Here is an 18,894-nt window from a genome sequence, read left to right on the forward strand (position 1 = left end):
GATCGTTTCTCAAGGAAGGTGCACGGTCTGGTCTGAGTGATTGATCACCGCGAAGATGGCCGCGTTCGGCTCCAGCACCTTCAGTTGCCATGTGCCGAACTGCTCGCCGTTGTGCAGCAACTGGATATCATTGAGCGAGCGACTGTCAGGAGGTGCGACAGCCAGAAAGCGCTCCCCACCGCGGTACTCGACGCTCAACACTGAAAATGGCGGCAGGAGCGGGGCAGGCTTGGGCTGAGCGGTTTTTTTCGGCTTGGCCGAGGAGTGCGTCGGTGGTGGGAATGGTGGCTGGCTTTTGAGGTCCAGGAGTTGCTGTTCGACGTGCTCAAGTCGTGCGCGTAGCGCGATCATGTCGGCTTCGGTGGCACGGTCTGCCAGACCGTCGCGTAGCTCCTGTATCTCTTGCGCCCATTGATCCAACATCGGATCGAGGGTATTGGCCTGTTGCTCACCGGTATCGACCATCTGCTTCAGGTCTTTCAGTGCGTACTGCAGCTTTTCCTGGGCATCCAAGAGGGTGCTTGAATCACGTTGCAGGGTATCCAGGGTCTGTGCGCGTTGGGCGTTCGCATTTTCCAGCTCGGTCATGCGTTGATACTGGTAATACAAGCCACCACTTAGCCCGAAGACCGCCAGGCAAAGTGAGCCGACAATGAGAGTTTGAAATGTTGAGGCTTTCATGGACGAGCCTCCGACTGATGGGACGAGGTTGGCGTGACCCGCACCGTGCCGCTATTTTTCTGCGGTTCGAAGCAGACCGAACGGCTAACTTCATCGGTCGTGAGTTGCCAGGCGGGGCCAGCCAGCACTTGGAGCGCGCTGCGTAATGAGATTGGGTCGAGCCGGTAATGGGCGGCGGGCAGAGGCCGGGTAAACAGTATTTTCACTGGCTCTTCGGCAGGACAGAGCGAATAACCCGAGCGCAGCAGCACGTAGTGCATCGCTTCCTGTACCGAAGAATTCAGGTGGGACGGAATGCTCACGTCAACGATTTGAGCGAGAAGATCACGTTGTTCCGTGGTGGGGTCGGTGCTGACCAGCGTATAGCGGCCATAGCGGAGCTCTGACGGATGGTTTTCGTCGGCTGGGCTCCTCGATAACTGAGGCCGATTGGAGCCACCGTCAATCTCTGGATGAGTCGGCAATGGGGTTGGGATTTGCGCGGTGCAAGCACTCAACAAGCCCAGCAGGCAGACAGGCGTGAAAAAACGCTCCATGGAAAAAACCTCATGTCAGATTCAGTGCAGAACCTGACATGAGGTGAAGGAGCCAAGCAGTGAGAAAGTCGATTCAAGGCGAGTCGCGTTAACGCTGAAGGCATTACTACTGATCAAAAATGGCTAGCCCATCCAAGACGGCAGCGTCGGGGTCGAAAATCAACAACCTCACATCCGCCAATGCCGCCAGATACAGCACGTTGATCAAGGCCTCCGGCGTATCTGCGTCGAGCTGCTCTTGCCTCAGCGAAGAGTAAGGATTGCCCTCGATCTTCACCAAGTTATCGTCGGTCCAGGGCGTCCCGATCAGCTTACATCCGATGCCATTGCAGTCTGGCAGGGCAAAGGGTTCAAACAGCAGTCCGGTTGGCTTGGAGTCGAAATTGCCAACCCGGCTTGCCAAGTGGCGTAGTGCTTCGTCAGTGAGGTGTGCGGTACTGAGCTCCCAGGTTCGGCTGTAATGTCCTGTGTCGAAGCTCAAACGATGGACCAAGGCTTGGGCTTCTTCCAAGGAGTACAGATCACCGACGTGATGTCGCTCGTTGAGCATTTCGCCAGTCACGTCATAGATCACTTGCTGTACCAGCCCGGTGGACTGGAAGCGTTCATCCAATTCATCCGGAATGGACTGACCCTCGCTGATCAGAGCCACGTCGTCATTGAACAGGCAGGGAAATAGTTCTAACGCATCATCGAGCAGATGGGCTTGTGCGTCGTGTACGGGGCGAAAGCAGGGAGGGCAGTCATTTGCGTAAGTGATCTGTAGCAGTCGTTTGATATGCAGTTTGTCGTAGCCGCGAGCAAATGGATTCGAGGTTTCCGGCAGAGCTAAGGGTTGGGGTGTTGGGTTCATGAGGATTCTCCAGAAGGGAAATGAATAAGGCGTCCGTAGACGCCTTTGGGGGGGGTTAAAGCCAGCCATGCTCGGCAAGAGAGAGAGGACGACCTTCACCGACGATGAAGTGATCCAATAAGTGCACTTCAATCAAGTCCAAGGCCTCTTTCAACCGTGCGGTCAAGGCGCGATCCGCCAGGCTGGGTTCCGTGCAACCGGAGGGGTGGTTGTGGCAGAAAATGGCAGCTGCTGCGTTATGCGCTAGGGAGCGCTTGACGACCTGGCGGGGGTAAACGCTGGCGCCATCGATGCTTCCGTGAAAGAGGATCTCGAATGCCAGAACGCGATGGCGAGCATCGAGAAAAATCACACCGAAAACCTCATGCTCTTGGGGTGCAATATGCAGTTTTAGGTATGAGGCCACGGTGTCAGGTGACGTCAGGTTCGGGCCGCGGGTGAACAGTCGGCGATCCAGAATGTGCAGCGCCTCGTTGATCAGCTGGTTTTCCTGGGCGATACGATCAGCCTCGACATCCGAGGCTTCAATCAGGGTGAGTTGGGTGCTCATGGGGTACCTCCGAAGGGAACAATCCGGGGGGTACACACCCGAGGGGAGTGGTGTCCCCGAGGTGGATATAGAATGACGGGCATTGCGCGATGACGCGCTGTTTACAGCCGAGAGAATCGGTGGCGTTGTCCATGCAGGTGTGAATCGCAACCGTCGCAGGGCAATGGGGAGAAGGTTCTTATGCCACGGCCAGTTTCGGGGTCGAAGTCGGCACTGATGGGCATTAGCCGAACCAGCCCAAGATCGAGGCCGGCGATGCGTTTCTCGATCTCATCCGTCATGTAGTAGAGCGATAACGTGCTGTAGTCCTCGTAAGCCGTAGCGAAGAGGCAGTCGTCGCAAAGCCAGAAGGATTCCATGTTGGTTCTCCTGTGCGGACTGAAGAAAAGGCGCTCGATTGAGCGCCTTGATGTAAAACAACGTGGACTGTTCAGGCGGGCTGAACAGTACGTGTGGCGTCACGGCGGGCCGTGCGGGGAGTGGATGGAGATTCAGGTTCAATCCTGGATTCCTTTGGGTTGTCGGTATCTTCAGCGTCGGCATCAGCTGACGTGGAGGATGGCTCACTGGTTGGCGCTGGCTCAGCAGGTGCTGTTGCCTCCTGCCTGGCAGGCGCTTTGTATTCGTACGTGCCGTTGACCTTGATCCAGTCGATGTACAGCAAACGACCTTTCAGGCTGGCGCCCGGTTGGCCTTGTTTAGCGCCTTTCTCATAGAGAAATGGGTCAATCCACAGGTCGCCGATACGGAATGACAGCAAAACCTTTTTCTCGGCATTGACTGCATCCATATAGAGGCGGATCAAGCGTTCAGCTTCGCCTCCAGCGACTTTGCAGTCGAAGCGAGTGTATTCGACCGCATCCGTGGCACCGTGCAGGGCGGCGATATCGCAGGCCATGAACGGCTGGCCGCGGCGGACTTGTACTTCGCGAACACGGTTGAGGTAGCCGATGCCGACGGTGTGCAGATTGAAGTAAGTAGTTGCTTCTTGGGATTGGTTGGCGTGGGCCATGGTGGTTCTCCTTTCAAGGAAAAACGGCGACGCACAGCCCCTGACGGGAAAGTGAGCCCCGTCAGGGTGGGTAAGGTGAAGGCAAGCGATGAACGACACGGCACCGGCGAGCCGATGACCATCAGTTCGATGCGCCTGGAGAATAGAGGTGCAGCAGAGGAGAAATCCGCAGCAGGTCTGCGGACCTAGGGTAGTGGGCATTCATCACCGCTGACGCGGTAATCGTGCGAGCCTCCGAATGCTGATCGCACTTGGGTAAACCACCACGAGCGTGGCGTAGCCTTGAAGGTTCAAGCTACCTGGGCTGTCAACGACAGCGAACCACACCTTTTGTATAAGCCTGTCATAGGGGCGCGTCAAGATACCCCAAGCCGTTTTTTTATGGCCGGAATACAGTGGCAAACACTGGACGGACGAAAGTGAAAAGTGGGCCTGGTGGGGTGCCAGGCGAGGAAGAGAAAAACCACCTTTGGCGAACTTTGCAGTCGAGAAGCTCCTCGCAAAACTTGCTTTAACTGCATCTCGATTCGCCAACCGACCCTTATCGTGGCCTGGGTCGGAATACGCTGGCACGCATCCGCGCACAAAGGGTGCCCAGTGTTTCCCCGGCGGGCTCCGGGACTGAATGCGATCGCCGTAGCGGATGACCGCTGATGCCTGGCAGAGGCAACAGCGGTCATCCGCCACAACGATCAGGTCGAGCACGAAGCGGGAATGAAATTCCGCAGAAGAGAAGGCTCCGAACTCAGGGAGTCCGACCGAGCTACCCGGAGCGAATCGGTCTTGGGTCGCCGTAAGCGATGATCCTGAGGCACTACAGCAGAGCGGGTGTGACGACGTCAAGCCAGTGGACGAAGCGGTTATTTGCTACTGAGATGAGCGGCCAGCTGTTCGACGGTCGTGAGGATAAAGGCACGGTCGCTTTCTTGCAGGCCGCTCAGCAGGCCCGCGATCATCTGGCCCTGGTCGTTGGGGCGATTGCTCGACTCCGTCAGCAGTTCATCCATCCGGCAATCGAAGATGTCCGCCAGTTGCATCAGCTTGACCACGGAAAGCTCCACCACACCCCGCTCAAGGCGCGAAATGGCTTCGCTGCCGATCCCCAGGCGCTCAGCCACCTCTTCCTGGGTCAGATTACGCTGAGTGCGGTGCTTCGCGATCATGCGCCCGATTTGGGCTTGGGTTGGATGTTTATATGCCAAGTGATGAGTTCTCCAATTCAACCCGAATGGTTGAGCAAAGACCCGTTGACATGAACATCCTTAACGGTTGTGTATCGACTTATAGGGTTGTTATATTGACTGAAATACCTGTTTGTCGCGACGTGACATGTGTTCCTTCAGGAATCAGAGCCCGTAGTGACCAGTAAGACTGAGCGGTCTGATAGGACCAAATGGAGGAAAGGTTGAGCATGGATGAGCAGCGCGAGAACGACATGGACTTGATCTGGGATCGAACACTGGAGCTGTTCATCAAGATCCATGATTGCCCTGATAACCCCGCACACCTCGACAGCCTTGTTCATTGGCTCAACGAAGATCCTGCTCACCTGAAAGCGTTCAACGAACTGGGGCAAATATGGGTCGCGACAGGCATCGCCTTGGCCCGTGAAATCGGACGACCGCTAGACGAGTTGGAGAAGGATCAGGCGCCGTTGATGATGCACTGACAACACCCCCGGGGTTCATGTGAACGCCAATGGCGCCTCATGGACGACGCGTACCTTTGCTGATCGGCACAGTGCCTTTGCAGTCCGGGTACTGGGAGCATGACCAGAACGGCCCTGGTTTTCCCTTCCGCCGGAGCATTGAGGCCTTGCAAATGGGGCAGACAGGCCCGGCTTCGACCGGTACCGACAAAGTGAGCGCTCCGCAGTTTGCGATCAGCTGCGTAATCCAGTGCGCCTGCTTGGCAACGAATGCATCCAAGGTCAGACGTCCCGCTTCGATTTCATCCAGAGCCTGCTCCCAGATTGCTGTCATACCCGGATCCGCGACTGCAGCGGGCACCGCCTCGATCAGGGTATGGGCCGCTGCGGAGGCCATCAAAGCTCGTTTTTTCTTCAACAAATAACCGCGATCAATCAACCCCTTAATGATACCGGCACGTGTGGCTTCGGTGCCGATACCGGTGGTGTCCCGAAGTTTCTGTTTCAGGCGTGGATCGTTGACCAGCTTGGCCACATTTTTCATTGCCTTAATAAGATCGCCCTCGGTGAGCGGTTTGGGCGCAGCGGTGCGCATGGATTTGAGTTCGACGTTGTCCACTGTGCACTTCACACCCTGTTGTAGAGCGGGCAACACCTGGGATTTTTGACTGGGTTCATCGTCTTCGGTGCTGTCGGAGAGCAAGCCTTTCCAGCCTTGGACGAGGATCCGTTTGCCAACAGCAGTCAAACGCTCGGCGCCGCACTCCAGTTCGACCTCGGTTCGATCAAACTCGTGATGCGGCAGAAATTGCGCTAGGTAGTGGCTACGAATCAATTCGTAGACTTGGCGCTCTTGTTCAGACATCCGCCCAAGGTTCGCCGGCTCAGTGGTGGGGACGATGGCGTGGTGCGCGGTGATCTTGGCATCGTTCCATGCTCGTGAGCGCAATGATCGATCGACGCTTCCGAGCGCTGGGCGTAACGCGGGATCCATTTTAAACAGGGCATCGAATACCGCGGCGACCTCGTTGAACATGCTCTCTGGCAAATAGCGGCAATCGCTGCGCGGATAGCTGGTGGCTTTGTGGGTTTCATATAAGGCTTGGGCGATGTTCAGGGTTTCCTGAGCGCCGAGTCCCAACTTGCGTGAACAGACTTCTTGCAGTGTGCTTAGATCGAAGGGCAGGGGTGGCGCTTCGCGGAAATGCTCAGTCTGCAGCGAGACTACGGTGGCGGTCTTGCTGTTAAAAATCGCTTGGACGGTCTGTCTGGCAAGCGCCTGCTGCAGGCAGCGACCGGCTTCGTCACGTCCTGAGCTGGGCGGTATCCACGACGCGATGAAGGGTTGCCCCATTGAAGACAGGTGCACATCCACCACCCAATACGGCACAGAAACGAAGCTGGCAATCGCGCGGTCTCGTTCAACCACCAAGCGCAAAGTGGGCGTTTGGACGCGTCCAACCGACAGCACGCCGTCATAGCCCGCCCGCCGTCCTAGGAGGGTAAACAAACGACTGAGGTTCATACCAATCAGCCAATCGGCGCGGCTGCGGGCGAGGGCTGAGTGATAGAGCGGGAAGGTCTCCTGACTAGACTTCAGCGAGGACAGTGCTTTGCGAATCGACGCCTCGTTGAGTGCGGATAACCAGAGGCGCTCAACAGAACCACGATAGTTGCAGAGCTCTAGTAACTCGCGGGCAATCATTTCACCTTCGCGATCGGCGTCGGTGGCGATGACGACGGTGGTAGCTTCGCTGAGCAGCTGTTTGATGATTTTGAACTGCGCGACAGTCTTGGGTTTGACCTCAACCCTCCACTGCGCGGGAATGATCGGTAGGTGGTCCAACGACCAGGTTTTGTACTGATCGCCATAGGCTTCAGGTGGGGCCGTTTCCAGCAGGTGACCGATACACCAGGTGACGGTTGTCTCGCGTCCGATCAAGCAACCATCGCCACGTCGGCTGGCTCCGAGAACCTTGGCGATGTCACGACCTTGGGAGGGTTTCTCGCAGAGAAAGAGACGCATAGAACTGCTCCGGGTTGAGTTCGGAGCAGCGTTGTTGGAAACAGCAGTGGCAAGCTATGAGAAACCTGAATGGCAGGCTCCTCATATTAGTCGGTGAGGGCGGTCTTGATTGGGGGTGGGCTACTACCTGGTAGTCATGTGAACGACAGTGCTTCACGAGCAGCGAGTAATGACAGACCAGGAACTTCGCGCAAAGGCGCAACTTTTATGCCTCAAGTCCGTCATGCCGATGGTGGCTGCCCTCTGCGCTTTTTGGACTTCGACGCAGGCGAGCTGGCGTGGTCTGTAGCCTGCCCGACGTGAGCCGCAGGTTGGGCTGGTTCACTGGAGCGCTCCCGCATGGCCACGTTCTGCACGCGATGAGGCAGGATGCCGACACGACGCGCCTCGATCTTGAAGGTGACCCGCGCATTGTCTTCACTGTCCTCCCACTCATCGCGCACGGTGCGGCCCTCTACCAACACACGCATGCCTTTCTGGTACAGCGTGCTCCAGTGTTCAGCCTCGCGGTGCCAGAGCTCGACCGGCGCCCAATAGCCGCCTCGATCCTCATAGCTGCCATCGCGTGGCACGGGGTTGTCGAAGTACACATTCAGGCGCAGCAAACGCCGTGGCTCGTCATTGCCTGACGGGAACTCCTGGAACTCTGGCGCGCTGCCGATGTTGCCTTCGCCGACGAAAAAAGTACTCATCGTGATATCTCCGCTGCTGGTGTGGACTGGCGCAGCAGCCGTTCGGCGCTGGCCATTTTGATCGCGCAGGTTGAAGCCTGACGGTAGAGCGAATGCACCACGCTCATCTGCAAGTTCAGTGCAATGCGCTCGCATTCGAAACGGTGCAATCCCTCGCGTACGGCTTGGGGCAAAGCCTTGTTGGAGACCTGGCGTTCCCAGGCCGCAACGCCCATGCGGGCAAAGTCGCGGGTGCGCCATCGCAAAAAGGTGCTGCCCGCACTGGTGTTCTGCAGCACCAATCGAATATCCAGCAACGAGTAAGGCGGTTGTCCGGCTTGCTGCACCACAGCCTCCATCAGACGACGTAACTGCGCCTCGGTTTCCCTCGCCACCTGCGCCAGGTATTCCAGCTCCCCCTTACCCTTAAAAGGTTTTAAAAGGCTTTTTAGGGAGGCAGAATGTTCGAGCTGTCGATAGGCATCCGGTGTGAGTGTTTCGAGGGGGATTGGCTGAGTCGAGATAAAGGGCTTCATGCTTCGTCCTCCGGCTCATCGACTGTCGCAGATGGCTCTGCCGCGTTCTCCGCCAACGCGTCCGCGTCATCCACCGCCACAGCACCACGACGAATGATGGGCGGCGCGAACTGGGAGCGGCGATGTCCCTCAAGGATGTCCGTGGGGGGCAATCCAAACTTCTCTATGGCTGCCAGACCGCGAGCATTGTTTGTGGCCATGTCATCGCGTGTGACTCCTGCAAGTCGATAGCGCTGCGCCTGGCCAAACAGGCTGCGCAGCAAATGGGCACCATCGTCGATCCAGGCTTCCATGTCTCGGCGACCAATCAAGGCGGTGTGATGGGCCAACAGGGTGTGGCGCACCAGCGTGTCGTAGTCAGTCAGCAGGTAGACGGCGAGAAATCCCAGTTGGCTGCCGATGTACAAGGGTAAGGTGACTGGGTGGATATTGAGGTTGTCGCTCATGTCGATCTGCGTCGGCAGGTCCTGTCTGATCCGGTCCAACTGCTGGGTCAGTTCCAGCATCCCAGCCTTGGCCTGCATCAATTTTTCTTCGAGCTGCACGATCGCCCAGTCGGCGTAAGGATCGTCCTGCGCTGCGGCTTGTTTGATCAGGTTAGTGACGCTGATGTAGCCGGCCATACCCATAATCGAGTGGACGCCTTCGCGTGCGGTTCGGCCTTGCCAGATCCTGGCGGCGTGGTGCGTGTGCAGGGTCAGCGTGATGCTGCTGCGCAAAGAACCCAAGTTGAGCTGATAGTGATCGGCCACGGTGTTGTCCTCGCATAGGCTTGGACGGGAACGTTGCGACAGATGATGGTCAAGGACAGCCAAAAAGCTGAATGCGGTCTGTTCGGTTTGCTTCGAAACGGCCAATCTTCGAGACGCTCGACAATGATGCCAGTGGCATCAAATCTACTGATGTCCAGAGCGTTTGCTGCGCAGCTGGCGCAGTTCATCCAGGCACGCTTGGGCGAGGGCAGAGGCGGGCTCGCCCTTTTTCCTAAGCTGGCGCGGGGGAGCGGGTGGCGGTTCCGCAATGGGTAACGATTCAGCCTGACCTGCCCAAGGGCGGAAATCGCCTTTCAGCGCCCGCTGGATCAGGCCCATCAGATACGCCGACGGTTTGCGGACGCGTCCTGCCGCACACCGCGCGGCCGCTTCGTTGAGCACCGCCTGCCGATCCGCTGGTTTTAGCTTGTTCAGCGTCACGGTGACGGCCTGCCGCTCGCTCGGACTCAGGTGCAGCGGATCAGGCCAGTGCAGGTTATCCACTGCTGGGGTCGCGCGCGGTACAGTACATATACTTTCTTTTAATACAGTACAGGCGGCATTCGCATTCCGAACGGTGCCGGAAACATGGGCGTTCAGACCCGGCTCGGAATCCGAACGAGGTCCCGCATGATTCCGAACGCGGTGATCGCCACCCCGTTCGGAATCGTGTAACGCTTCATCGGTCGTCTGATCCAATCCTTGTTTTGTCCAATGGTCGCCCCAACTGTCGAGTCGGGTGGGGAGCCGACCCAAATCGATATCGGTGTCCTGACGAATTTCTTCCAAAACATGCCGAGCGACAATTCGCACAGCCTTGGTCGCGTGAGAGAGGGCATGGCCGACCAGCTCCAGATAATCCTGATCCACCTCCATGGCTTCGGCGGGGGTTAACGGTTCATCGTGCAGGACGTACAGAGAACCTTGTAGGCGCCCGCTGAGCTGATCGCGGCCACGACTTACCAAGCTGAGCCAGCGGGTCAGCCGGAGCATCGTCAAAACGCGAGCGATGGTTTCACGAGAGGCTGACGCACCGTAGGGCACGCTCGACAAGTAAGGTTGCAGATCTTCATAGCGCGGCGTGACCACGCCCTGGCCTTGCAGCATGAGTCGAAAGACTTGCCAGGCATTCCGTTCCAATGGCGTTAGCCGACTATCCAGCAGCAGTCGACGTGGCACGACTTCGTTAGATTGGCCACTGAACAAAAAGCCCGCCTGCAGGGCCTGGTTGGAAGGATGTTCAGTGGTGGGGCGTGCGGGCCAACGTTCACTTAGTTGTTGGGTGCATTGCTGCAGAACACGTTGCCAGCGACTGGAAGGGGTAGTGTTCATGTTCCGTTGCTGTAATGGTCGATCTGCTGCCAAACGATGGTCAAGCTGATTTGTTGCTCCTCCGCCAACATCATCATGGCGTCGAGCTGATCCTCAGCATCGTCCTCAGCGCGTAGCTGGCACCAACGCTGCCAGAGCGCATGTTCCTGCGCTTCGCTCAAGCTCTGGGGCCGGCCCTTACGGGGTTCTATCTTGAGCAGCCGTCGGCGCAGGGCGGTCTCCGAATGCGCCAAGCCGAAGCACTGATACATGATGGTACTGCTGGCACCGAGCTTGAGCGCTCGGTTGATCAGGCGCTCGTTCTGTTCGTCGCGTTCGGCCTGGTCGATCAAGCGATGTAGCACCGGCGAATCAATTTTGATCTCAACCCAGGGGACGGTGGCGTGGGCTAGGCGTGACAGCGTGGTAGGCGGTAAGGATTGCAATAAGTAAATGTCCTCCTCACCCAGCCCGAGTGCTTTGCAGCGTTGCAGGTTACCCAGGCGCAACTCGTGAAGGACCTGAGTCAGCATGGCCTGGTTGAGCACGTTGAAGGACAGGTTCATGGCTCCTCCCTTGGTGAATCGACTTCAGCGGAAAGCGATAAGTCGATCAGGCGCCGGGCTAAGCGAATGAGACGATACAGTTTGATTAACAGACTGTCGGGCAGTCGCTCCAGTCCTACGTCCATGGCGGGACGATCTGTCAGCGGGAGTTGATAGACCCCCAATAGCAGTTGTCCGAACAAGGCTGAGGGCAATTGCTTACGATCTTCCCAGTTCACTTTGTCTTGAGCGCGCAGCAGGGCCAGGAGCAATAGGTGAACGCCGGTCGCGCGGGGCGCTGCAAGATCAAGTTGGTCGATGTTCAGGGCGAAGCCCAAGTCGCGCTGCTGATCGCTGACGCTCTCGGGATACCCGGCATAGGTCGCCAGTTCCCGAGCCAGCCCAGCAATGGCTAAACGCAGCTGCTCGGGGGTATCCAGTGTTGGTGCGATGATCCAGAGGTCGTCGATCATGCAGGTTTCGACGGTCGGTGCTGGTTCGGGGGCAGTGTCGCGTTCAATCTGTTCGCGAATTTGTTGGACACGTGACCGAGGGCTGACTGCTGATGCGACATTCGTTTCGGGCAGCGTGAGCTGCTCCTCTGGCGCTGTTTCGGCCCGGGTTCCGGTTTCAGTTGATGGGGGGCGGGACTCGGAGGAGGGAGGTCCTGCTGCGGCTTCATCAATGCTTGGCAGATGGCTGTTCTCTAAGGAAGTGCTGACAACGCCAGGCCGTTGTGTGGAGCTCAACTCCAAGGCCAACATGCGGTAGGACTGGCCGAGTAGGCGGCTCATGCGTTCGAGCAGTTCATCCTTGATTTGCTCAAGGTGGAAAGATTCGGGATCGGCATCAAATTGCCCCAAGGTGTCGAGCCAAAACTCGGGGAACGAAATGATGTCGGTTGGGTAACGATTCCAGGTTCGTTCAGCCTGGCTACGCAGAGCGATCAAGCGTTCAATTTTGGGTTTACCCAATCCGGCATACAGGGTCTGTGGAATGGCGGGCAGGAGATGTTCGAGGGTGTCGAGCATCCGGCTGATGTGCGACTGTGAAATTGGGTAACCCCCAGCGGCAATACGTCGCGCCAGCTCACGTTGCGAGAGTGTCGCTCCGTCTGATTCGATCATGGTTTTGAGTTTGGCCACCGCCAGAGCCCGTTCGATGAAGGTGAGTTGACCGTGCAGATCGCTTTCGGCCAGATGGCCGAGCAGGGTGGTGACTTCATTGCTCCAAGGCCGAAACAGACAATGAATGCGAAAGAAGCGCTCGTCGCGGGTTTCCTGCCACAGCTCGCCGAGAATTGCCAACCGCGTATTACCGCCGTTGCGGATAATGAAATAGGTCCCACCCGGGCGGCGGGTAATCGGCGGTGGTTGATCCAGCCCGCGTTCACGGATGGAGGCTTTAATATCGTCAAAAAGCGGATTACGGATGAAGCGTGGGTTGTGTTCGTAGGGTCGTAACTGCTCCAGTGTGACCAGCATGGGAGTGTCGACGACCGGATCGGAGAGTCGCTCCAGTTCTGGACCTCGAGGAAAATGGTTCTGGTGCAGTTTGTCGGCGACCTCCTCCTGACTGAGCTTCTTCATTTGAATAGTCTCAGTTAGCGCCGGTTGCGCAAATGGTCACCGACCTCGAATTTGACGATCTTGAGAGTCCGCGCATCTTCGAAGTGACTGGAAAGTTCTGTTAGGAACGATCCCATGGTAGAGCGTCCGCCCTGCAGGTGAAATACCACGGTGCAATACTCTTCGGACGGCGGAGGGGGCAGCCAATCGGATGGCTGAACGACGATGGGTAGTTTATCTAACATCGAAGAGATCCTTGCCAATGCTATTGGCGTCGAGGCCGGTCAAACAATATGGCCGGGCGAGAAACACCCGCTTGGTAATTCGTTTCATTGAGCCTCCTCACACGTGGCTATCGAGGTTGACGGCAACCGTGGGTTTACCTGTTCCACCTTTAGTGGAAGCCACCGACACCTCGCGCGTAACATCAGCGCTGCTGCGCCAAGCGATCGGTGACCCATCGCTCGATCTCCATTGAGTCCCATCCCACAGCACGCAATCCAATGCGCTTGGCTTGTGGGAATTTGCCCTCCTTCATCAAGCTGTAAATGTGCGCGCGCTTGAAGCCGGTTTTTTGCTCCACCTCTTCACGCCGCATAATATGGCGTTCGACTTGTGGTTGATGCTTAGCGATGGGGAAGGACTGGCTGGACATAATGGTCACTCCTGGCGTCGATTGGCGCGTGATAAGACGTGACCTGAATTGAATCGTTGAAACGGGTTGGCGTCATTGCGCTGCAACTACAGCGATTGCAGCGCAATCTGCCCTAGCGCTCCGAGAGGCTGCGTTTGGCAGCAGCAAATTTCTCATCCAGATTTCGCTTGGATATGCCTGGCAGCTTGTCATAATGGGCGGTCAGTGCGTCGACAATGGCGGCTTGGGAACGGAAAACTGAATGAGGTTTTCCTGAGGGAGAGTGACCGAGCAGTAGACTGAGCATCGCTCCGATGATGTGGAGGTAAGTGGCCTCACTTCGGTCGCTTACTTTGCCGTTAATTTTGATGAGATGCTCGATGTTCTCCTTTTCCAAACCGACAGCTTCAAGTTCACTCAACAGTTGTTGATAAGCTGTTTCTGTACTCCTCACCTGTAGTTGCAAAGCATCACGATCGGCTTGTAGAGCCAAGTAGGTACCAATGCTGATTGTTCCGTTCTGGTTCAATGGTTGATCGAAAAGGAAAGCTGGCTTTTGTTCAGGGTGAAAGCGAGACATCCAAAGTTTAAGATCAGCGTGGCGGATGGTTACTTGAGTGCACTCGACGCGAGTCCCAATGGCTACCTGTATGCCGAGGCAGCCGTAGGGAAGTTCTCCATGACGAATAGCATCGAAAATTTTCTCAGTGTTTGCGTACAGACATGGCCATTGTGGGAAGGCAGACCTGAGCATGGTAGGTGATCGCCAGGCTACCTCGAGAATCTGCGTCTCGTAGGCCATTAAGTTGCACCAACGTATTGCTGCATCGATGGGGCGATAGAATACCTGTGCCAGTGGGTTACAGCTTTGAGATATGTACACCGAAGGAACCTCCTATTCCTGTAAATCATGGACTCCTAGAATAAATTATACGTCGAATCCATCATTTTTCTTTCGTCCAGCCCCGGTGTCAATAGATTAAAAACTTTATACTATCCCCAGGTACGTACGGTCCGTTCCTGGCCACTATTGTAGTGTTCGGACCATCATGGGGGCATGAGAAAAAAATAGTAAGAATTTCAACTATTGATGTTGGTAACGATTGATGCGTTTGTTACCTGATCATAGCCAGTTGGCTTTCTTGCAGCGTTGAGCTACATACGTTCGATGAATATAGTCTTCACCCATAGCTCGGTACGCAACGTTCGGTTGTTCTTTTAGCAGATTTGCGGGCATAACCACCCCACTGTAAGTAGCAAAAGTGTTTCGCTAGGCGTTTCCGCGGCGCGAGCCGTTCGGATTCAAATATCGGTTCGTTACGCCGATCAATTGATTCACATGTTTGGGAGAGGGGGCATCGGGGATCTGCGCCTGCTAGTATCGAGGGGAGTTTTTGAAACGAGTGCAGACTAGGGCAGTGTTCACAGGAGCCGCGCCTGCTCCCAACAACTGCCCTCTGCTACGATGTCTTCCTGCAGTGGAGCTCCGAATAAGTTTTCTGGACTGCGGCGGGGGTATGAGTTTCCTGGGGGTGTTTTTTGAAACCAAGGCCAGGCTTATTGCCAGATGCCAGCGACCTCTCGATGGCGCCACTCACCAGGTTTTCTATCAGACTATCGTGCTCTCGTTCCTCCAGCGAATAGTGCGTCAGCCAACCGGGCGCGCTGTTAAGCAGCGTGGCAATGGCATGACCGACGGCTCGGCCCTGTTCACTGAGTCGGGAGCGGACACCGAGCATCATTAGCAGTTGGCGTTCGTACTGTTCGCGAAGTTGTCGGACCCGTTCTTGCTGTTCTTCATTCAAACAACCGCTGTCACGCTCCACCAGGCGAAAATGCCAAGGCATCTCCCGATGTAGATCCTGGTGGGCGCGGATCAATGGCTTGAGCCTGTCGCGTTTTGTCGTAGCCGTTTGCTTGATGCGCGCCAGGGTTGCCAGCAGCTCTTCGTAAAATTCTTCGATCAGGTCGAGCAGCAAGTGTTGTTTGCTGGGGTAGTGGTGATACAGCGAGCCTGGGGACAGCCCCAGGCACGTGGCAAGCTCTCGCATGCCGACCTGACCGAACCCTTTGCTGGCAAAAAGCTCCAGCACCTTGTCCCGATACTCGGCGAAGCGCGAGCAACGCTCAGGCATAGGCATGGAAGCCACGCCCTGTTTTGCGTCCCAGGTAACCGGCGGCAACCATCTCCTTGAGCAGTGGCGCGGGGCGGTATTTGCTGTCGTTGAAACCATCGTAGAACGCTTCAAGGATAGCGAGTAGGGTATCCAGGCCGATCAGGTCCGCCAGCGCCAGCGGGCCGATTGGCTGGTTGCAGCCCAGGCGCATGCCCACGTCGATATCTTCGGCGCTGGCCAAGCCTTCCTGAAGCACCAGGATTGCTTCATTGATCATTGGCACCAGGATCCGGTTGACCACGAAACCCGGACGGTTGGCAGCGGTGATCGCGGTCTTGCCGAGCGTGGATGCCATTTCCAGCGCCAGGGCACGGGTAGCATCGCTGGTTTGCAGACCGCGTATCACTTCGATCAGGCCCATTACCGGCACTGGGTTAAAAAAGTGCAGGCCGATGAAGCGTTCAGGCCGGCTCACACTGGCAGCTAATTGGGTAATGGACAGCGATGAGGTATTGGAGGCGATTACACATTCGGCGCTGACCTGCGCGGCGATTTGTTGTAGCACGCGCAGTTTCAGGTCGAGGTTTTCGGTGGCGGCCTCGATCACCAGTTGCGCGTTTTGCAGGCTGTGGTATTCAGTACTGGTGCGTATCCTGTCGAGAGCCGCGAGCTTTTGCTCATGTGTCAGGGTGTTTTTGGAAACCTGTCGATCAAGGTTTTTATTGACGGTTGCGACTGCCTTTTGCAAGGCACCCTCGGATATGTCAATCAAGGTCACATTGAAACCAGCCAGGGCGCAGACCTGCGCGATGCCATTGCCCATGGTGCCGGCGCCGATGACGCCTATATTCTGAAGAGTCATGCGTATTTCCTTATCAAACCCGTTCGAACAACACGGCGATGCCTTGGCCGCCGCCAATACACATGGTCGCCAGGGCATAACGGCCTTGACAGCGATGCAGTTCGTGAATGGCTTTGGTGGCAATGATCGCGCCAGTGGCGCCCACAGGATGGCCCAGCGAGATGCCCGACCCGTTGGGGTTGACCTTCTGCGGATCGAAGCCCAGTTCTTGCGCTACGGCACAGGCCTGGGCGGCAAAGGCTTCGTTGGCCTCGATTACATCGAGGTCGGCGACGCTCAGGCCGGCACGTTCGAGCACCAGGCGGGTGGCGGGAATCGGTCCCAACCCCATCATCGAAGGTTCAACGCCGGCGTGGGCATAACCTACCAGTCGCGCCAGGGGCTTGAGGCCTTGTTCGTGAACAGTCTGGCCCGTGGCCAGGATCAGTGCGCCGGCACCATCATTGAGGCCAGACGCGTTGCCAGCGGTGACGCTGCCATCCTTCTTGAAGGCCGGCTTCATGCGACTCAATTGCTCGGCGTCGACCTCGGCCCGTACGTGCTCATCCGTCGCAAACGAAACAGGCCCTTTGCGGGTCGCGACTTCGATCGGCACGATTTGCCCGGAAAAACGCCCTTCGGCAATCGCCCGGGCAGCCCGCTGCTGGCTCAGAAGCGCCAGTTCATCCTGGGTCTGACGCGTGATGCCATAGTGCTCGGCGATATTTTCAGCAGTGATACCCATATGGAAACCGGCAAATGGGTCCTGTAATACCCCAAGCATATAGTCGATGGCCAGCACGTTGCCCATTCGTGCCCCCCAGCGCGCCTGCGGCAACAAATACGCCCCCCGGCTCATGGACTCGACGCCACCGGCCAGCGCAGCACCCGCGTCTCCGAGCATCAAGCTTTGCGCGGCACTGACAATGGCCTGGAGACCCGAACCGCAAAGGCGGTTGACGTTGAAGGCGGGGGTTTCTTTCGTCAGGCCGGCATTCATTGCGACAGCCCGAGAGATGTAGGCATCACGTGCCTCGGTCGGGATCACATGTCCCATCACCGCATGGCCGATGTGTTCGGGCGCCAGGCCTGACCGTTCGATAGCGGCGCGGGAAACCTCGGTTGCCAAGTCAATAGGCGGCACGTCCTTGAGCGAGCCGCCAAAGCTGCCAATGGCAGAACGGACGGCGCTCACGACAAAAATATCGGAATGCTTCATGTTGCCCTCTAAGCAGGTCTTTTATGTTGGACACGAGTTTAGAATCAGCAGCGCCACTGGCCTATGCCAGAACTGTTCAAGGGTGATGGCGTTTTTTGCCATATTCAGATGTGAGAGAGGCATTCAAATGCGGGAAACGGATTCGGTGGCGGCTTACTTCATGTTCCCCATGATCCATGCGCTGCGTGAGAAACCGCAGCGTCTGCGTTCAATACTGGAACAGGTGGGCATCGATCCGGCATTGCTGGGTCAACCGACAGCACGGGTACCGGCCAAGGCCTTCGCCGCGTTGTGGCTGGTGCAGATTCGTGAGCTGAACGACGAGTTTTTTCAATTGGACGCCCATGGCATGCCGCCGGGCAGTTTTGCCTTGATATGTAGGGCATTGATTCAGGAGCCGACGTTGGAGAAAGCCATGCGTCAGTGCCTGGCCAATTTTGCCCTGTTCCTAGGTGATTATCGCGGCACGCTAACTGTGCGTGGCAAACGTGCGGTGATCAGCTTGCAGAGCGGTTCGCAGGACAGTGAGGTCAGCCGGTTGGGAGAAGAAACGTTCCTGGTGTTGATGATCAGTCTGCTGTGCTGGCTGGGCGGGCGACGCATTCCTATCGATCGGGCAGACTTTCGTCATCAGCGCTTGTCGTTGCGTGATGATGCGTTGCTTTGGGGAGCCAACTTGACCTTTGGTGCCGAGCGCACCGAAATCGAGTTCGCCAGTCATTACCTGCGCTTGCCCGTAGTCCAAGACCTTGCCTCGCTGAAAGTTTTTTTGCGCACCGCACCGCAATGGCTGGTGATCCGCTTTCGCAACCAACATGGGCTGGCGTCGCAGGTTCATCAACGCCTGCGCCACAGCCATTACAGCGAATGGCCGACCTTGCAGGCCTTCGCCCTGGAGCAGCACCTGAGTCCCAGCACGTTTCGCCGGAAGTTAGGACGTGAAGGTTGTTCGTATCAGGAAATCAAAGATGAAGTGCGGCGCGCGCTGGCGTTTGAATGGTTGCGCCAGAGCAAGGCGAACATCAGCGAGATTGCCGAGCAGTTGGGATTTCAGGAGTCGAGTGCGTTTCATCGGGCGTTCAAGAAGTGGACGGGGGAGAGTCCGGGGCGATATCGGGCGCGGTTTCGGGTTCGTTCTGAATGAGCCATGCGCCTTGGCCGGCATGTGAGGTGATGAGGCGTCGATGCGCGTGCGCGCTCGCTGGAACCGGTCATTGATGGGGGGCAAATAGTTATTTTTATTCTGAAAGAAGAATTAAATACTGTATAAAGAATTAGGCGGGAGAGTTGCCTGCCCAGTCATGTCCCTATAAAAACAAAAACGGTACCCATCATGTCACTTCTCAAAGGCCTTTCTATCGGCGGCAAACTCCTCGTGTTGCCCGGGTTATTCA

21 protein-coding genes are annotated in these 18,894 nt (G+C 56.9%); 2 read left to right on the forward strand and 19 right to left on the reverse strand.

The genetic code is table 11. The features are described from left to right. Positions 1–9 precede the first annotated feature (9 nt). The 7 genes from MKS85_RS07615 to MKS85_RS07645 form a co-directional block, all read right to left on the reverse strand. Positions 10–681 carry a chemotaxis protein gene (locus tag MKS85_RS07615; protein ID WP_047882640.1) on the reverse strand — a complete coding sequence of 224 codons (672 nt, stop codon included), beginning with the start codon at positions 679–681 and terminating at the stop codon, positions 10–12. After that, a complete protein-coding gene (locus tag MKS85_RS07620; protein WP_082136191.1) occupies positions 678–1,217 on the reverse strand; it encodes a PilL N-terminal domain-containing protein in 540 nt (179 codons plus the stop codon). The genes MKS85_RS07615 and MKS85_RS07620 overlap by 4 nt, the downstream gene beginning before the upstream one ends. Before the next feature lie 106 nt (positions 1,218–1,323). Next, positions 1,324–2,070, reverse strand: a complete 747-nt coding sequence (locus MKS85_RS07625) for a hypothetical protein (RefSeq protein ID WP_047882642.1) — start codon at positions 2,068–2,070, stop codon at positions 1,324–1,326. A 55-nt stretch (positions 2,071–2,125) separates the two neighbouring features. Beyond that, entirely contained in the window at positions 2,126–2,620 is a 495-nt protein-coding gene (locus tag MKS85_RS07630; RefSeq protein WP_047882643.1) for a JAB domain-containing protein, read from the reverse strand. A gap of 101 nt (positions 2,621–2,721) precedes the next feature. Further along, on the reverse strand, positions 2,722–2,979 hold the full coding sequence (locus MKS85_RS07635; protein WP_047882644.1) for a hypothetical protein: 258 nt from the start codon (positions 2,977–2,979) through the stop codon (positions 2,722–2,724). A 71-nt stretch (positions 2,980–3,050) separates the two neighbouring features. Further along, positions 3,051–3,632: an STY4534 family ICE replication protein gene (locus MKS85_RS07640; protein ID WP_047882645.1), complete on the reverse strand. Its 582-nt coding sequence runs from the start codon at positions 3,630–3,632 to the stop codon at positions 3,051–3,053. Between the two features lie 860 nt (positions 3,633–4,492). Then, on the reverse strand, positions 4,493–4,834 hold the full coding sequence (locus MKS85_RS07645; RefSeq protein WP_047882646.1) for a helix-turn-helix domain-containing protein: 342 nt from the start codon (positions 4,832–4,834) through the stop codon (positions 4,493–4,495). Positions 4,835–5,043: 209 nt separating this feature from the next. Here MKS85_RS07645 and MKS85_RS07650 point away from each other — a divergent pair, with 209 nt between their 5' ends. After that, entirely contained in the window at positions 5,044–5,301 is a 258-nt protein-coding gene (locus MKS85_RS07650) for a hypothetical protein (RefSeq protein ID WP_047882669.1), read from the forward strand. Positions 5,302–5,338: 37 nt separating this feature from the next. On the opposite strand, the gene MKS85_RS07655 is transcribed toward MKS85_RS07650, so the two are convergent. The 12 genes from MKS85_RS07655 to MKS85_RS07710 all read right to left on the reverse strand — a co-directional run bounded on the left by MKS85_RS07655 (position 5,339) and on the right by MKS85_RS07710 (position 17,500). Further along, complete coding sequence (locus MKS85_RS07655; RefSeq protein WP_047882647.1) at positions 5,339–7,306, reverse strand: DNA topoisomerase III; 1,968 nt, start codon at positions 7,304–7,306, stop codon at positions 5,339–5,341. A gap of 221 nt (positions 7,307–7,527) precedes the next feature. Continuing rightward, positions 7,528–7,998, reverse strand: a complete 471-nt coding sequence (locus MKS85_RS07660; RefSeq protein WP_047882648.1) for a single-stranded DNA-binding protein — start codon at positions 7,996–7,998, stop codon at positions 7,528–7,530. Next, positions 7,995–8,513, reverse strand: a complete 519-nt coding sequence (locus tag MKS85_RS07665; protein ID WP_047882649.1) for a DUF3158 family protein — start codon at positions 8,511–8,513, stop codon at positions 7,995–7,997. Before MKS85_RS07665 ends, MKS85_RS07660 begins: the two co-directional genes overlap by 4 nt. Further along, complete coding sequence (locus MKS85_RS07670; protein ID WP_047882670.1) at positions 8,510–9,265, reverse strand: PFL_4669 family integrating conjugative element protein; 756 nt, start codon at positions 9,263–9,265, stop codon at positions 8,510–8,512. Before MKS85_RS07670 ends, MKS85_RS07665 begins: the two co-directional genes overlap by 4 nt. A gap of 144 nt (positions 9,266–9,409) precedes the next feature. After that, complete coding sequence (locus tag MKS85_RS07675; RefSeq protein ID WP_047882650.1) at positions 9,410–10,597, reverse strand: STY4528 family pathogenicity island replication protein; 1,188 nt, start codon at positions 10,595–10,597, stop codon at positions 9,410–9,412. Beyond that, complete coding sequence (locus tag MKS85_RS07680) at positions 10,594–11,142, reverse strand: DUF2857 domain-containing protein (RefSeq protein WP_039588660.1); 549 nt, start codon at positions 11,140–11,142, stop codon at positions 10,594–10,596. The genes MKS85_RS07675 and MKS85_RS07680 overlap by 4 nt, the downstream gene beginning before the upstream one ends. Next, positions 11,139–12,710 carry a ParB family protein gene (locus MKS85_RS07685; RefSeq protein ID WP_014338768.1) on the reverse strand — a complete coding sequence of 524 codons (1,572 nt, stop codon included), beginning with the start codon at positions 12,708–12,710 and terminating at the stop codon, positions 11,139–11,141. Before MKS85_RS07685 ends, MKS85_RS07680 begins: the two co-directional genes overlap by 4 nt. Before the next feature lie 406 nt (positions 12,711–13,116). Then, on the reverse strand, positions 13,117–13,344 hold the full coding sequence (locus tag MKS85_RS07690; RefSeq protein WP_034113396.1) for an AlpA family transcriptional regulator: 228 nt from the start codon (positions 13,342–13,344) through the stop codon (positions 13,117–13,119). Between the two features lie 112 nt (positions 13,345–13,456). Beyond that, on the reverse strand, positions 13,457–14,206 hold the full coding sequence (locus tag MKS85_RS07695) for a hypothetical protein (RefSeq protein WP_047882651.1): 750 nt from the start codon (positions 14,204–14,206) through the stop codon (positions 13,457–13,459). Between the two features lie 577 nt (positions 14,207–14,783). Further along, a complete protein-coding gene (locus MKS85_RS07700; protein ID WP_080569988.1) occupies positions 14,784–15,464 on the reverse strand; it encodes a TetR/AcrR family transcriptional regulator in 681 nt (226 codons plus the stop codon). Then, positions 15,451–16,302, reverse strand: coding sequence for a 3-hydroxybutyryl-CoA dehydrogenase (locus MKS85_RS07705; RefSeq protein ID WP_014338772.1), 852 nt, complete (start codon positions 16,300–16,302; stop codon positions 15,451–15,453). The genes MKS85_RS07700 and MKS85_RS07705 overlap by 14 nt, the downstream gene beginning before the upstream one ends. A gap of 13 nt (positions 16,303–16,315) precedes the next feature. Beyond that, the gene (locus tag MKS85_RS07710) at positions 16,316–17,500 is read right to left on the reverse strand and encodes an acetyl-CoA C-acyltransferase family protein (RefSeq protein ID WP_014338773.1); all 1,185 of its coding nucleotides are present in this window, start codon (positions 17,498–17,500) and stop codon (positions 16,316–16,318) included. A gap of 127 nt (positions 17,501–17,627) precedes the next feature. On the opposite strand from MKS85_RS07710, the gene MKS85_RS07715 reads away from it, so the two are divergent. After that, positions 17,628–18,644 (forward strand): AraC family transcriptional regulator, encoded by a 1,017-nt coding sequence (locus MKS85_RS07715; protein WP_014338774.1) that lies wholly within the window; start codon positions 17,628–17,630, stop codon positions 18,642–18,644. The last annotated feature ends 250 nt before the right edge of the window (positions 18,645–18,894 follow it).

The sequence above is a fragment of the Pseudomonas sp. JL2 genome (genome assembly GCF_031570495.1).
GTDB lineage: Bacteria > Pseudomonadota > Gammaproteobacteria > Pseudomonadales > Pseudomonadaceae > Aquipseudomonas > Aquipseudomonas rhizophila.